10 protein-coding genes are annotated in these 12680 nt (G+C 72.3%); 3 read left to right on the top strand and 7 right to left on the bottom strand.

Going from position 1 to position 12680, the window contains the following annotated elements:
* Nucleotides 1-181: 181 nt before the first annotated feature.
* The 3 genes from AB0B57_RS11385 to dapE form a co-directional block, all read right to left on the bottom strand.
* Nucleotides 182-727 (bottom strand): TIGR00730 family Rossman fold protein, encoded by a 546-nt coding sequence (locus AB0B57_RS11385; protein ID WP_357067856.1) that lies wholly within the window; start codon nucleotides 725-727, stop codon nucleotides 182-184.
* A complete protein-coding gene (locus tag AB0B57_RS11380; protein ID WP_357067854.1) occupies nucleotides 727-1590 on the bottom strand; it encodes a TIGR00730 family Rossman fold protein in 864 nt (287 codons plus the stop codon). The genes AB0B57_RS11385 and AB0B57_RS11380 overlap by 1 nt, the downstream gene beginning before the upstream one ends.
* Nucleotides 1591-1957: 367 nt before the next feature.
* Nucleotides 1958-3031, bottom strand: a complete 1074-nt coding sequence (gene dapE, locus AB0B57_RS11375; protein ID WP_357067852.1) for a succinyl-diaminopimelate desuccinylase — start codon at nucleotides 3029-3031, stop codon at nucleotides 1958-1960.
* Nucleotides 3032-3109: 78 nt separating this feature from the next.
* Between dapE and dapD the strand changes: the two genes are divergently transcribed.
* Complete coding sequence (gene dapD / locus AB0B57_RS11370) at nucleotides 3110-4069, top strand: 2,3,4,5-tetrahydropyridine-2,6-dicarboxylate N-succinyltransferase (RefSeq protein WP_357067850.1); 960 nt, start codon at nucleotides 3110-3112, stop codon at nucleotides 4067-4069.
* A 51-nt stretch (nucleotides 4070-4120) separates the two neighbouring features.
* On the opposite strand, the gene AB0B57_RS11365 is transcribed toward dapD, so the two are convergent.
* Nucleotides 4121-7402, bottom strand: a complete 3282-nt coding sequence (locus AB0B57_RS11365; protein WP_357067899.1) for a S8 family serine peptidase — start codon at nucleotides 7400-7402, stop codon at nucleotides 4121-4123.
* 216 nt (nucleotides 7403-7618) lie between these two features.
* Here AB0B57_RS11365 and AB0B57_RS11360 point away from each other — a divergent pair, with 216 nt between their 5' ends.
* Nucleotides 7619-8176: a sugar O-acetyltransferase gene (locus AB0B57_RS11360; RefSeq protein WP_357067848.1), complete on the top strand. Its 558-nt coding sequence runs from the start codon at nucleotides 7619-7621 to the stop codon at nucleotides 8174-8176.
* Between the two features lie 39 nt (nucleotides 8177-8215).
* Here the strand turns inward: AB0B57_RS11360 and AB0B57_RS11355 are convergent, their stop codons facing one another.
* The 3 genes from AB0B57_RS11355 to AB0B57_RS11345 are packed head-to-tail and all read right to left on the bottom strand — an operon-like array spanning nucleotide 8216 to nucleotide 10555.
* Entirely contained in the window at nucleotides 8216-8878 is a 663-nt protein-coding gene (locus tag AB0B57_RS11355; RefSeq protein ID WP_357067846.1) for a nucleoside/nucleotide kinase family protein, read from the bottom strand.
* Nucleotides 8878-9525 (bottom strand): SIMPL domain-containing protein, encoded by a 648-nt coding sequence (locus AB0B57_RS11350; RefSeq protein WP_357067844.1) that lies wholly within the window; start codon nucleotides 9523-9525, stop codon nucleotides 8878-8880. Before AB0B57_RS11350 ends, AB0B57_RS11355 begins: the two co-directional genes overlap by 1 nt.
* A 10-nt stretch (nucleotides 9526-9535) precedes the next feature.
* Nucleotides 9536-10555, bottom strand: coding sequence for a prephenate dehydrogenase/arogenate dehydrogenase family protein (locus AB0B57_RS11345; protein ID WP_357067842.1), 1020 nt, complete (start codon nucleotides 10553-10555; stop codon nucleotides 9536-9538).
* 252 nt (nucleotides 10556-10807) lie between these two features.
* Here AB0B57_RS11345 and AB0B57_RS11340 point away from each other — a divergent pair, with 252 nt between their 5' ends.
* Nucleotides 10808-12649 carry a M48 family metallopeptidase gene (locus AB0B57_RS11340; RefSeq protein WP_357067840.1) on the top strand — a complete coding sequence of 614 codons (1842 nt, stop codon included), beginning with the start codon at nucleotides 10808-10810 and terminating at the stop codon, nucleotides 12647-12649.
* Nucleotides 12650-12680 lie beyond the last annotated feature (31 nt).

The following is a 12680-nucleotide window of genomic DNA, read 5'->3' as shown; positions in this document are numbered from 1 at the left end:
GATGCCCGAACGTCACCACACCCGGCCTCGCCACCAGCACCTCCACCACAACCAAGATCAGTTGCACTGAAGCCTAGAAACCACCCGGCGTGTCGGGGCTATAACTCCATGATCACCGCAGAGGGGCGGGGACGGCGGGCCGCGTGGGGCAGGGGGCAGGGGGCAGGGGGCCGGGGGAAGGTCAGGTTAGGTGGGACTCTAGGGCGTTCAGGGCTTCGGGGACTGTGGTGGTTACCTGCAGGAGGTTGCGGCCGGCGGTCTTGAGGAAGGTCTGGTCGGCCAGGCCGTCCAGCCAGTCCAGCAGGGGGCGGTAGAAGCCGTCGGTGTCGATCAGCACCATCGGCTTGGTGTGCAGGGCAAGGGTCGCGGTGGTCCAGACCTCGAACAGCTCGTCCAGGGTGCCCAGCCCGCCGGGCAGGGTGAGGAACGCGTCCGACTTGTCGATCATCAGGGTCTTGCGGCTGGCCATCGAGTCGGTCACCAGCAGCTCGTCCGAGGCCAGGTCGGCGACCTCCAGATCGACGAGCGACTGTGGGATCACCCCCAGGGTGCGCCCACCGGCGGAGCGGGCGCCGTCCGCCAGCGCGCCCATCATGCCGACGCAGCCGCCGCCGCTGACCAGCGTGTGACCGCGTCGGGCCAGCTCCACACCGGTCTCGGTGGCCAGGTCCAGCCAGCGCTGGTCCAGCGTGCGGGAGGAGGCGCAGAAGACGCAGATCGCGGCCATCAGTTGTCCCGTGGCTGGTCGGCGGCCTGCGCGGCGGCGGCCTGCTGGTCCGCACCGGTACGGGCGACGGCCTCGTCGCGGACCGCCTCCTGCTCCACGGAGAGTGCGGCCTCCGCCTCGACGATGTACCGGACCGCGGCGTCGACGTCGTCGGTGAGACAGATCAGGTCCAGGTCGACCGGCCCGATCTTGCCGTCGGCGGCCATCGTGTCGCGCATCCAGTCGAGCAGGCCCTGCCAGTAGGCGACACCCATCAGCACCACCGGGAACCGGGTGACCTTGCCGGTCTGCACCAGGGTGAGCGCCTCGAACAGCTCGTCCATGGTGCCGAACCCACCGGGCAGCACGACGAACGCCTGCGCGTACTTGACGAACATCGTCTTGCGGGCGAAGAAGTAGCGGAAGTCGATGGCCAGGTCGACCCACTCGTTGAGGCCCTGCTCGAACGGAAGCTCGATGCCGAGCCCGACGGAGAGCCCACCTGCCTCACTGGCGCCGCGGTTGGCCGCCTCCATCACCCCCGGCCCACCCCCGGTGATCACCGCGTAGCCGGCCCGGGCGAGGGAGCCGCCCAGTTGCTCGGCCAACCGGCACTCGGCGCTGGCCGGGCCGCTGCGTGCGGAGCCGAACACGCTGACCGCTGGCGGCAGGTCGGCGAGGGTGTCGAAACCCTCGACGAACTCGGAGAGGATGCGCAGCGCGCGCCAGGCGTCCTTGGTCTTCCAGTCGCCGCGCCCACGCGAATCCAGCAGGCGTTGGTCGGCGGTGCTGCTCGGGATCGACCCTCGGCGCAGCGTGACCGCGCCCCGGTGTCGCTCCTGCCCTGGACCGCGACCGGCCTCCCGCCCGTTGCTCTGGCTCATGGGGCAACCGTAGTGGAGCGGCACCGCGCAGGTGTGCGGGGCGGGGACGCCGAGAAATAGTTCGGGATCATGGGCAACTATTCCGCTTCCCCGTACGTCTTACTATTCACATACCGGGTATGCCCGGCGCGCGCCTTCGGGGGAGGAGACAGCGTGATCAGTAACAGCGAGATGATCCGGATCCGTCGCCAGATGCAGCGACGGATCCGAGACGTGGTGGCTGAACGCCGCCGCAGCAGAGCGCAGGACCCCGCCCTCGTCTCCCCCGCAGCCTCCACCCCCTCGGGAGCTGATCAAGAGGTTTGCGTCGCCGACAACGGGCCCGGCTGACGCAAACCTCTTGATCACCGGGGCAACCCGGCCGGCGTCAGGCCGGGGCCAGCCAGCGGTGCAGGGTTGCCGCGCCGTCCCGGATCTTGCTGATCTCGACGTGCTCGTCCTTGTGGTGGGCGAGGTTGGGGTCGCCCGGGCCGAAGTTCAGCGCGGGGATGCCCATGGCCGCGAACCGGGCCACGTCCGTCCAGCCCAGCTTGCCGATCGGCGCCGCGCCCACCGCCGCCAGGAACTCCTGCGCCGGAGCCGCCTGTAGGCCCGGGGCCGCACCGGCCATCGCGTCGGTCACCGCCAGGTCGAAGCCAGCGAACACCTCCCGCAGGTGCGCCTCCGCGGCTGCCGGGTCGCGGTCCGGCGCGTACCGATAGTTGACCTCGATCTCGCAGCGATCGGGGATCACGTTGCCGGCGACCCCGCCGATGATCCGTACCGCGTTCATGCCCTCGCGGTAGTCGCAGCCCTCGATGGTGACCCGGCGCGCCTCGTACGTCTGGAGACGCCGCAGCACCTCGGTGGCCGCGTGGATGGCGTTCACGCCGTGCCAGGAGCGCGCCGCGTGCGCCCGCTCCCCCGTCGTCGTCACGATGGCCCGCATGGTGCCCTGACAGCCCGCCTCGACGATGCCGTACGTCGGCTCCAGCAGCACCGCGAAGTCCGCCTCCAGCCACTCCGGGTACGCCTGGCCCACCAGGTTGAGCCCGTTGTACCGCGACTCGATCTCCTCGGCCTCGTAGAAGAAGTACGTCACGTCGTAGCGCGGCTCGGGCAGCGTGACCGCCAGGTGCAGCGCGTACGCGGTGCCGGACTTCATGTCGGAGGTGCCGCAGCCGTACATCAGGTCGCCGCGCATGGTCGACGGGAAGTTGTTGTTCAGGGGCACCGTGTCGAGGTGCCCGGCCAACACGACGCGCTGCGACCGACCGAGGTCGGTACGCGCCATCACGGTGTTGCCGTGCCGGTGGGTGGTCAGGTGCGGTACGCCCCGCAGCACCTCCTCGACGCAGTCGGCGATCACCTTCTCGTTCAGGGATACGGACTCTATGTCGACCAGAGCGCGGGTCAGCTGCACCGGATCGGCGAGGACCTCGGGGGTCAGCGGGTTCTCCATGGTTCGCACGGTACCTTCAGGTCTGTCCGTGCGAGGAGTGAGCTGAGGCCGGCCCGGCCACGACCGAGAGGTGCAACAGTGACGTCCGCAGATTCCGCCTGGGGCATTGGCCTGGCCACGGTCACGGCAGATGAGCAGGTGCTCGACACCTGGTACCCGACCGGCAAGCTGGGCCTGGGTGAGCTGCCACTGGTCGCCGGTGAGGACAAGTCGGACGTGCTCGACCTGCCGCCGGCGGCGCTCGGCGACCGGCCCCTGCCCGGTCTGCGTACCGTCCAGGTGGTCACCGTGATCGGCTCGCTCGACGACCCGATCAAGGACGCCCCCGACGCGTACCTCCGGTTGCACCTGCTCTCGCACCGCCTGGTGCGACCCAACCAGCTCAACCTCGACGGCATCTTCGGCAAGCTAGCCAACGTGGCCTGGACGTCCGCCGGGCCGTGCCCACCGGAGCGGGTGGACGAGCTGCGGGTGATCGAGCGTGCGGCCGGCCGCCACCTGGCGGTGTACGGGGTGGACAAGTTCCCCCGGATGACCGACTACGTGGTGCCTTCCGGGGTGCGGATCGCCGACGCGGACCGGGTCCGGCTGGGCGCCCACCTGGCCGCCGGCACCACGGTGATGCACGAGGGTTTCGTGAACTTCAACGCCGGCACCGTCGGCACCTCGATGGTCGAGGGGCGGATCGTGCAGGGTGTGCTGGTCGGTGACGGCTCCGACATCGGCGGCGGCGCTTCCATCATGGGCACCCTCTCCGGCGGCGGCACCGACCGGGTCAGCATCGGCGAGCGCAGCCTGGTCGGGGCGAACGCCGGCGTCGGGATCTCACTCGGTGACGACTGTGTGGTCGAGGCCGGCTGCTACATCACCGCCGCGTCGAAGATCACTCTCCCGGACGGCCGGGTGGTCAAGGGCCGGGAGTTGTCCGGCGTCGACGGCCTGCTGTTCTGGCGCAACTCGGTGACCGGGGCGCTGGAGGCCCGGCCGCGTACCGGCCGGGGCATCGAGCTGAACGCCGCCCTGCACGCCAACGACTGACGAACCCGCCGGGTCCGCGGCGCTCGGCCGCGGACCCGGACGGGGTACGCCTCAGCGCAACCGGTACGCCTGGATGATCTTTTCGGTCACCGTGTTACCCGCGGTGTCCTGGGCGGTGGCCCGCAGCGACACGTGGCCGGTGCCGGCCGGATGCCGCAACGTGGCCGACCAGCCGTTGGCGGAGGTCCGGACCAGCTTCGCCCTGCCCCAGGTCTTCCCGCCGTCGTAGGAGACGTCGACGTTGATCTTCTCCACCCGGGCGGCCGGCGCGCCGGGCTGCCGTTGCACCCGCACCGGGACGACGAAGTCCCGACCGGCCGGCGCGCTGTTGTCGACCCGCAGCGGCGGCGCGAAACGCACCACCGACAGGGGCAGCCGGGCCGGCGTGTCACCGGCGACGTGCCGCGACCGGAAGGTCCAACTGGATTCGACCTCGGTGCTCAGGTCGGTGAAGCTTCGCTTCAACGACGTGACGAGCCGGTAGTCCGCCGCGCCCGGCGGCACGGCGAACTGTCCGTAGCCGGCGTACTCGTTCTCGCCGACCAGCTTGCCGTTGCGCCAGAGCGTGGTTGCCTCACTGTCGCTCAACGAGCCGCCCGGGTGCCCGGCCGCGTCGCTGAACAGCGGCACGTCGACCAGGATGGTGTCACCCTCCCGGGTGACGCTCTGGTGCGGCCATTTCGGGTTCGGGAAGGACGGTCCGTACGGGGCCTGGTTCCAGGTCTCCGTCACCGTCCGCCCGGCCCGGTACGCGGTGGGGGTGGAGAAGAGCGCGGCGTTCGCGTTCAACCAGCCGTCCTCGTCCCGCGTGCCGAAGTAGATCTCGGACTCCCACTTCACGTTCTTGGTGTTGTAGTGCTCGACCCGCTGGCCGGGCACTGTGGTGGGCAGGACCAGGGCGGCGCCGCCGACGTTGTACTCCAGCACGGGGTACACCAGCCGCTCGGCCTCGGTGCCCGGGTCGCCGCCGCGGAACCGGTGCACGACGGTGGCCAGGTCCCGTCGGGTGTAGTCGCGGATCAACCCGGTGGGCATGCGGCCCGGGATCGCTTCGGCCAGCGCGTACAGGTAGGGGCTGTTGGCCGTGTCCGGCTTGATCCACTGGCTGCTGACGGTGGCCACGAACCGGTCGGCGGAGACCGACTTGCCGATGTTGCCGCTGGCCAGGTCGGTGAACGTGTCCGTCCAGAGTCCAACGGTGTACCCGCTGCCGTCGTCGGCGGTGAAGTTGCCGCTGACGTCGATCAGCTCCGGGGCCGCCGTCCGGTCCGGAATGGTGGTCCGTACCGGCTTGGCCTGGCGGGCGTCCACGACGATCCGGGTGTCCCCTTCGACGGTCAGTACGGGTTGCGTCAACAGGGACATCCCGCGCGGCTCGTCCTCCGGGCCGGGCTCGTAGACCAGGCCGCTGAGGCCGTAGTGCCCCTTGGGCAGCCGCACGGTGGCCACCCCGTCCGAGCTGACGAGGTCCCAGGTGCCGAAGGTGTCCATCCCGACCAGCAGGGTCCAGTGGTCCGGGGTGCGGGCACCGGCGCGGTTCAGGTGCTCCACGGTGAGCGTGTAGCTCTCCACCTCCCGGTTCACGGCCAGCGGGGTGACCGCGACCGCCGCACCGGAGCGGGCCACGATCCGTCCGGTCCAGTAGCCGTCGGCGTCGCCGAGCCGGGTGTCCGCGGTGACGGTCGTGGCGGCGGTGCCGCCCGCCGGCACGGTGAGCTGGTTGGCACCCAGGGCGAACAGGCCGGCCGGCAGCGCGCGACCGCCGGGGCCGGCGCCCTCGACGCTCAGGTCCACCGTGATGGGGGCCGGACCGTCGTTGCGCCAGGTCACCGTGCGGGTGATCGGGGTGTCGTCACTGTGCGGCCAGAGCGTACGCCCGAACGAGACGCTCACCGGGTCGCTGGTGATCTGCTGGGTGATCGCGTGTGCGACGTCGACCCGCCCGGCGCCCTGCTGGTAGGCGGTCTGGTCCGGATGCGGCTTGGCGGCGGCCATCAGGGTGGCCTTGAGCCGGTCGGCCCGCCATCCCGGGTGCTGCTGGGCCAGCAGCGCGGCCGACCCGGCCACGTGCGGAGTGGCCATCGAGGTGCCGGAGATCGTGACGTAGCGGTCCCCCACCGGCTCGCCGATGACACCGTTGGCGGACCGTGCGGCGACGATGTCGACGCCGGGCGCGGTGATGTCCGGCTTCAGCGCGTCGTCGCCGACCCGGGGGCCCCGGCTGGAGAAGTCGGCCAGGTCGTCGTTGCGGTCCACCGCGCCCACGGCGAGCCCGGCGTCCGCGGAGGCCGGGGAGCCGACCGAGCCGTCTGCGCCGTCGTTGCCGGCGGCGAGGACGAACAGCGTCCCGGTCTGCGCCGTCAGGGTCTGCACCGCCTCCTCCAGCGGGTCGACCTCCGGGGTGTCCCAGCCGCCGAGGCTCATGTTGATCACGGCGGCCTTCTTCTCCACCGCGGCCCACTGCATGCCGGCGAGGATCGCCGAGTCGGGGCAGCCCTGGTCTTCGCAGACCTTGCCGTCCAGCAGCGTCGCGTCGGGCGCCACACCCCGGTACTTGCCGCCGGAGGCCGCGCCGGTGCCCGCGATGGTCGAGGCCACGTGGGTGCCGTGGCCGACCGTGTCCCGAGCGTCGGCGGCCTCGGTGAAGTTGCGCGCCTCGGCCACCTTGCCGGCCAGGTCCGGGTGGGTCGCGTCGACGCCGGTATCCAGCACCGCGACTGACACTCCCTTGCCGGTGAACCCGGCCGCCCAGGCGGCGGGCGCGCCGATCTGCGGCACGCTGTGGTCGAGGGACACCTTGCGGCGGCCGTCCAGCCAGATCCGCTCGACGCCCCCCGCCGCGTCGAGGCGGGCCCCAGCGGGGCCGGTGGCGACGGTCGCCCAGACCGCGCCGAGGGCGGACTTGTCGGTGGCCAGGGCGGCGCCGTGAATCGCCGGCAGGTCGCGGGTCACCCGCGTGCCGGGCAGAGCCGCCGGGGCACGCCGGGCGGTGCCGGTCGAGCCGTACGCCACCAGCAGCGGCAGGTTGTCGCGGCGGGCGTCGTCGTAGCCGGCGGCGATCAGCCCGGTCACGTCGAACAGTCGCCGGTCGACCCGGCCGGCGCGGATCAGCGGCAGGGCGTCCTCCGGCAGCACGGTGAGCTGACCGCGCTCGCGGCTGGTGAGGAAGCGCAGATGCGCACGGTCGGGGCCGGGGCGGACGGCGGCGGACCCGGACGCGGAGACGGTGACCCGGTCGCCGGTGAGCAGGGTGACCGTCTTCGGGGTGGCGGTGCCGGTCGCGGTACGCGGGGCGGCGTCGGGGGCGGACGTGGTGGTGGGTGGGCTGGCCATCGCGGTCACCGGTGTGCCCAGCACGAGAGCTGCGACGGCGGTGACGGCGATGGAAATTCTGCTGCGTCGATGCAACGGTTCCTCCTTCGTGGACGTTTATATCCATGAGACGTGCATAGACCGCCGCCAGTATTGCATACCCGGTATACAAAAAAAGGGTCGAAAATATGACGGACCTGCCAACCCACGGCAGGGTCGACGGGCATCATCGACCGGGTGACCTCCATGAAGGACCGGATGCTCGCCGGTGAGCCCTACCTCGCCGACGACCCCGAGATCATCGCCGACCTGGACCGGGCCGCCCGGCTGATGGAGCGCTTCAACACCAGCTCCGCTGCGGATCCGCGGGCGCGGCTGGGGGCACTGCGTGAGTTGCTCGGCGACCTGGGCGACGACACCTGGATCCGCCCGCCGTTCTACTGCGACTACGGCTGGCAGATCCGGATCGGCCCGCGCAGCTTCGTCAACTACCACGCGGTCTTCCTCGACGTCGCGCCGATCACCATCGGCGCGGACGTCCAGATCGGACCGAACGTGCAACTACTCACGCCGACTCACCCGGTGGAGCCCGGGCCGCGCCGCGACAAGTGGGAGGCCGCCAAACCGATCACCCTCGACGACAACGTCTGGCTCGGCGGCGGCGCCATCGTGCTGGCCGGGGTGTCGATCGGCGCCAACACCGTCGTCGGCGCGGGCGCGGTGGTGACCCGGGACCTGCCCGCCAACGTGGTCGCGGTCGGCAACCCCGCCCGGCCGGTCCGCGAACTGGGCTGACCGCGCCAACGCCGGCCGCCCGTCCAGGCGGCCGGCGGGTCAGACGGGCGGCGGGCAGGCGGCCGGCGGCTCAGGCAGGCGGACCACCAGGTCGGCCCGGTCGGCGGTGGGGGTGATCAGGGCCGCGTTGGCCTCGTCACTGCCCAGCGCCCACTCGCGTGCCTGCTCCGGCGACCGCCCGAACGCCTCGTGTCGGGCGGTCAACCGACGCTGGCGCAGGTCGGCGTCCAGATCGAGGAACCACGCCTCGTGCAGCAGCGTGCGCACCTCCTGCCACGGGAAGTCCGGCAGGAGCAAATAGTTGCCCTCGGTCACCACCAACCGGACCGACGGCGGCACCTCGATCGCCCCGGCCACCGGCTCCTCCAACTCCCGGCGGAACTCCGGCGCGTACACCGAGGTGGGCTCCAACCGACGCAACCGGCGCAGCAACGAGACGAACCCGTTGGCGTCGAAGGTGTCCACCGCGCCCTTGCGCTCCGCGCGACCCAACCGGACCAGCTGCGTCTGCGCCAGGTGGAAGCCGTCCATCGGCACCAGCCTGGCGGTCGACCCCACGGCCGCCACGACCTGCTCAGCCAGCGTGGACTTCCCGGCCCCCGGCGCGCCGGCGATGCCCAGCAACTGTCGCGGGCCCGCCTCGGCCAACGCCAGCGCGCGATGCACCAACGCGTCGACGGACAGCACCAGAGCCGGTGGCATCAGTCGAGGACCGGCGTGCTGATCGTGAACCGCGCCTGCACGGCCGCCTGGACGGTCTGCGGCTGCGGGTCCAACTCCAGCTCTGGTGGGCCACCGCCCGCGCCGCTCCCGGCGAACGCCGCGCGGGCGAACATCGGCCGGTCGGCCGGCCCGGCGTCGGCCAGCTCGAGCAACGAGGTGACCTGGGCACCGAGCGCCTCGGCGTACTCCCGGGCCCGCACCAGCGCGTCCCGGATCGCGGCGTGCCGGGCCTCGCGGTGGGCGGGGCTGTCCGGGCGAAGCTCCCACCAGGGCCCGGCCACCTCGACCTGATCCTGGTCGGCCAACCGGAGCATCAGCTCGCCGAGGGCGGTGAAGTCGGTGACGGTGACCGTGGTGGTCACGCTGCCGTGCCAGGCGACGACCCGCTCGCCCGAGCGACGGGTCTCCGGCCGCACCCGCAGGTCGCCGGTCTCCCGCCGTGCCACCGCCGGCCCGGAGCCGTCCAGCAGCACCCGGATGGCGGCGGCACGCTCGGCCAGCCTGGTCAGGGTGGTTTCCCGATCCCGGTCCCGCGCGGTCGCGGTGACCGCGAACCGGGCCAGCTCGGGCGGCACCTCCCGGTACGCCTCGCCGCGCACCTGCACCACCGGACTGTCCGCCGCCATGCCCCTCAGCCTAGTCAGCCGCGGGCCGCCGCGCCGCGTAGGAGACGGTCTCGACGCCGACTCGCAGACCGGTCAGATGACCGCCGGCCGCCCCCAACTCGTGCAGCCAGGACACCTCGGCGGTGTGGTCACCGCCGAGGGGGAACTGCCTGTCGTACGCGTCGAACCGGCGGTCGCGCAGCGCCAGGCGGGAGGTACGCGCCTCGTCGTAGCGTGCGGTGAGCGTCGGTGCGTCGCCGGCACGCAGCGCGGCGGTCAGGTCGTCCAGGAACGCGGTGACCTCGGTCAGCTCGCGCAGCACCCGGTCCCGGTTACCGAGCAGCATGTTCGCGGTCCGCTCGGCGGGGGTGCCGGCGACCCGGGTGCCGTCGGAGAAGCTGCCCGCGGCGAGCGCGAGGATCGCGTCGCGCAGTGGCGCCCGCTGCACGGCACCGGCCAGCGCGCCGGCCAGCAGGTGCGGCACGTGTGAGGCGAGGGCGGCGGCCGAGTCGTGCTCCGTCGGGGACATTGGCACCACCCGGGCCTCGAAGAGGTCCACCAGCAGCTCGGCCAGCCGGCGGAACGCGGCCGTGGCCGCCCCGGCCGTCGGGCACAGGACCCAGGCGGCGCCGGTGAGCAGGTCCGGCCCCGCAGCCGTCAGACCCGCCCGGTCGGTGCCGGCCATCGGGTGGCCGGGCACGAACCGGTGCGTCAGCCCCTGTGCGGTGGCGAACGCCGCCACCTCCTCCTTGGTGCTGCCGACGTCGGTCAGCACACACCGCTCACCGGTCATCGCCGCCACCTCGACGAGGGTCGCCGGCAGGGTGGGCAACGGCCCGCAGAGGAAGACCACGTCCCGGTCGGCCACCGCCTCGACCAGCCGGTCCGGAGCGGGTACGCCGATCCGGCGGGCCTCCCGGCGGGTGGCCTCGTCCGGGTCCCACCCGGTCACGTCGACGCCCGCGGCGTGCATCCGGAGCAGCACCGAGCCTCCGATCAGACCGGTGCCGACCACCGCCGCCCGCACCCGCGCGCCGGGCCTGTCCACCATCCGCACACCTCGACGTTCCTGCTGGGGGTGCGGGGCCGACACGGCCCCGACCGGGTCCGGCCGAGGATATCGTCCGAGGCCGGCCCGCCCGCCGCTCAGTCCTCGACGCCCAGCGCGCACCCGGTCACGAGCCGCAAGATCGTAGATCTGACCGAGGCCGACCGGAAGGGGGTTGTCCGGTTCAGACCAGCGTCGTACGGTCCGCTCCGCCGCCCGCCACGTCGACGCGGGCTACAGCGGGAAGGAAACGAAATGTCCGCGACATACCGGGCGCTCGCCTCGGTGGTCATGTTGATCGGCTTCTACGTCGTCGCGCTCCTCCAGCTCGCCGCCGTCGTCGCGCTCGGCGTCTGGCTGTTCGATCACACCAACGGGATCGTCACCGGGAAGCTGCTGCTGCCCCTGGTCATCGCGCTGGGCGCGGTGGCCGTCGGGTTGTGGCGCGCGATCCGTACGAAGAACGAGCCGGCACCCGGCCTGATCCTCACCGAGCGCGAGGCGCCGGGCCTCTGGGCCGCCGTGCGCGAGCTGGCCACCGCGGTCGGCACCCGCGCCCCGGACGAGATCCGGCTGGTGCCGGAGGTGAACGCGGCGGTCGCCGAGCAGAGCAAACTGCTCGGCCTGGTCGGCGGACGGCGCACCCTGTACGTCGGGCTGCCCCTGCTCCAGGCGATGCGGACCGACCAGTTGCGCTCGGTCCTCGCGCACGAGCTGGGCCACTACTCCGGCAAGCACACCCGCCTCGGCGGGGTGGCCTACCGGGGTCGGTTGGCGATCGCGGAGACGCTGGAGCAGATCAGCCCGCGTAACCCGATCGGCTGGGTCTTCAAGGGCTACGCGAAGCTCTACCTGATGGTGGACAACGCCGCGTCCCGGCGGCAGGAGCTGGAGGCCGACCGCTCCTCGGTGCTGCTGGCCGGGCACGACGCCGCGGCCTCCGCGCTGCGTACGCTGCCGGCGCTCGACGCGGCCTGGGGCTTCTTCATGCGTCGGTACGTCGAGCCGGGCTGGTCCGCCGAGCTGGCGCCGGACGACCTCTTCGGCGGCTTCGGTCAACTGCTGCACGGCCGGCGGGACGAGATCGCCGAGATGCGGGAGAACGTCCCTGACCGGGCTCCCTCCCCGTGGGACACCCACCCGCCGATCGGCGTCCGGGTCGGCGCGATGGCGGCCCTGCCGGCCGTAGCGGTCGCGCCGGACGAGCGGCCCGCCACGCTGCTGCTCGCCGACATCGCCACCGCCGGACGGCAGTTGCAGGGGCTCGTCGTCGACCACGGCCGCCGTCAGGTGTTGCCCTGGGCGCAGTTCATCGCCGCGGCGGTCGCGGCCGGCGTGCAACAGCGGGCGGACGGCATCTACCGGGCCACGGGGCGGTTCACCGGCGTTTCCCAGCCGGGCCTCACGACGGTGCTGGACCTGGTCCGCTCCGGTCGGTTGGGGGAGTTCGCCGAGCAGTTCTTCGACGACGCGACCCGCGAGGAGGCCGCGGCCCAGTTCGCCGGGCCGATGGAGACGCTGCTCGACAACGCGGCCGTCCGCTCCGGTCAGGCGCACTGGCAGCTCTCCTGGTCCGGTCCGGCGCAGCTCGTCGGGCCGCAGGGGCAGCCGTGGGACCTCGCCGAAATCGCCAAGTTGGCAGTCGCCCCGCAGAGCCTGGACGTGGCGTTGGCCCGCCTGGTCGAGCTGGGCGTCGACCCCGCCGGCGCGACGGTGGTGGAGGACCGGGTCTCCGGGCGGGACGCCGGCCTGATCGGCGCACTGGCCAACATCAAGATCGACGGTACGGAGCACGACGTGCTCATTCTCGACCGAGGGCTGGTCCTGATCAGCAACCCCGGCAAGGCCAGCCAGGGCGAGAAGCGGCTACGCGCGCTCGTCGGCTCGGTGCCGATGGCGGAGTTGGTGGCCGGGCACACGTTCCTGCCCTACGAGGAGATCGCCGCCGTGGACGTCAAGCGGGAGGTGCCGCTCAAGGCCGAGGTGACCCTGCACGACGGCCGGGTGGTCGCCCTGCAGGAGCTGATGGGCAGCGAACTGCTGGAGAAGCAGAGCCGGAACACCCTGCTGCGGGTCTTCCGTCAGATCGCCGACTGACACCGTCCGGGCGGTCGGGCCGACGGCTCGA

The sequence above is a fragment of the Micromonospora sp. NPDC049101 genome (genome assembly GCF_040648675.1).
In the GTDB taxonomy this organism is placed as follows: Bacteria; Actinomycetota; Actinomycetes; order Mycobacteriales; family Micromonosporaceae; genus Micromonospora.
The sequence above is the reverse complement of the archived record's forward strand: the minus strand, read 5'-3'. Positions and strand labels throughout refer to the sequence as shown.

Coding starts and splice junctions, on each gene's coding strand:
- AB0B57_RS11350 (WP_357067844.1), bottom strand. CDS start 9,525: ATGGCGGCGGACAGTCCGGTGGTGCAGGTGCGCGGCGAGGCGTACCGG.
- AB0B57_RS11355 (WP_357067846.1), bottom strand. CDS start 8,878: ATGCCACCGGCTCTGGTGCTGTCCGTCGACGCGTTGGTGCATCGCGCG.
- AB0B57_RS11380 (WP_357067854.1), bottom strand. CDS start 1,590: ATGAGCCAGAGCAACGGGCGGGAGGCCGGTCGCGGTCCAGGGCAGGAG.
- AB0B57_RS11345 (WP_357067842.1), bottom strand. CDS start 10,555: ATGGTGGACAGGCCCGGCGCGCGGGTGCGGGCGGCGGTGGTCGGCACC.
- AB0B57_RS11365 (WP_357067899.1), bottom strand. CDS start 7,402: ATGGCCAGCCCACCCACCACCACGTCCGCCCCCGACGCCGCCCCGCGT.
- dapE (WP_357067852.1), bottom strand. CDS start 3,031: ATGGAGAACCCGCTGACCCCCGAGGTCCTCGCCGATCCGGTGCAGCTG.
- AB0B57_RS11340 (WP_357067840.1), top strand. CDS start 10,808: ATGTCCGCGACATACCGGGCGCTCGCCTCGGTGGTCATGTTGATCGGC.
- AB0B57_RS11385 (WP_357067856.1), bottom strand. CDS start 727: ATGGCCGCGATCTGCGTCTTCTGCGCCTCCTCCCGCACGCTGGACCAG.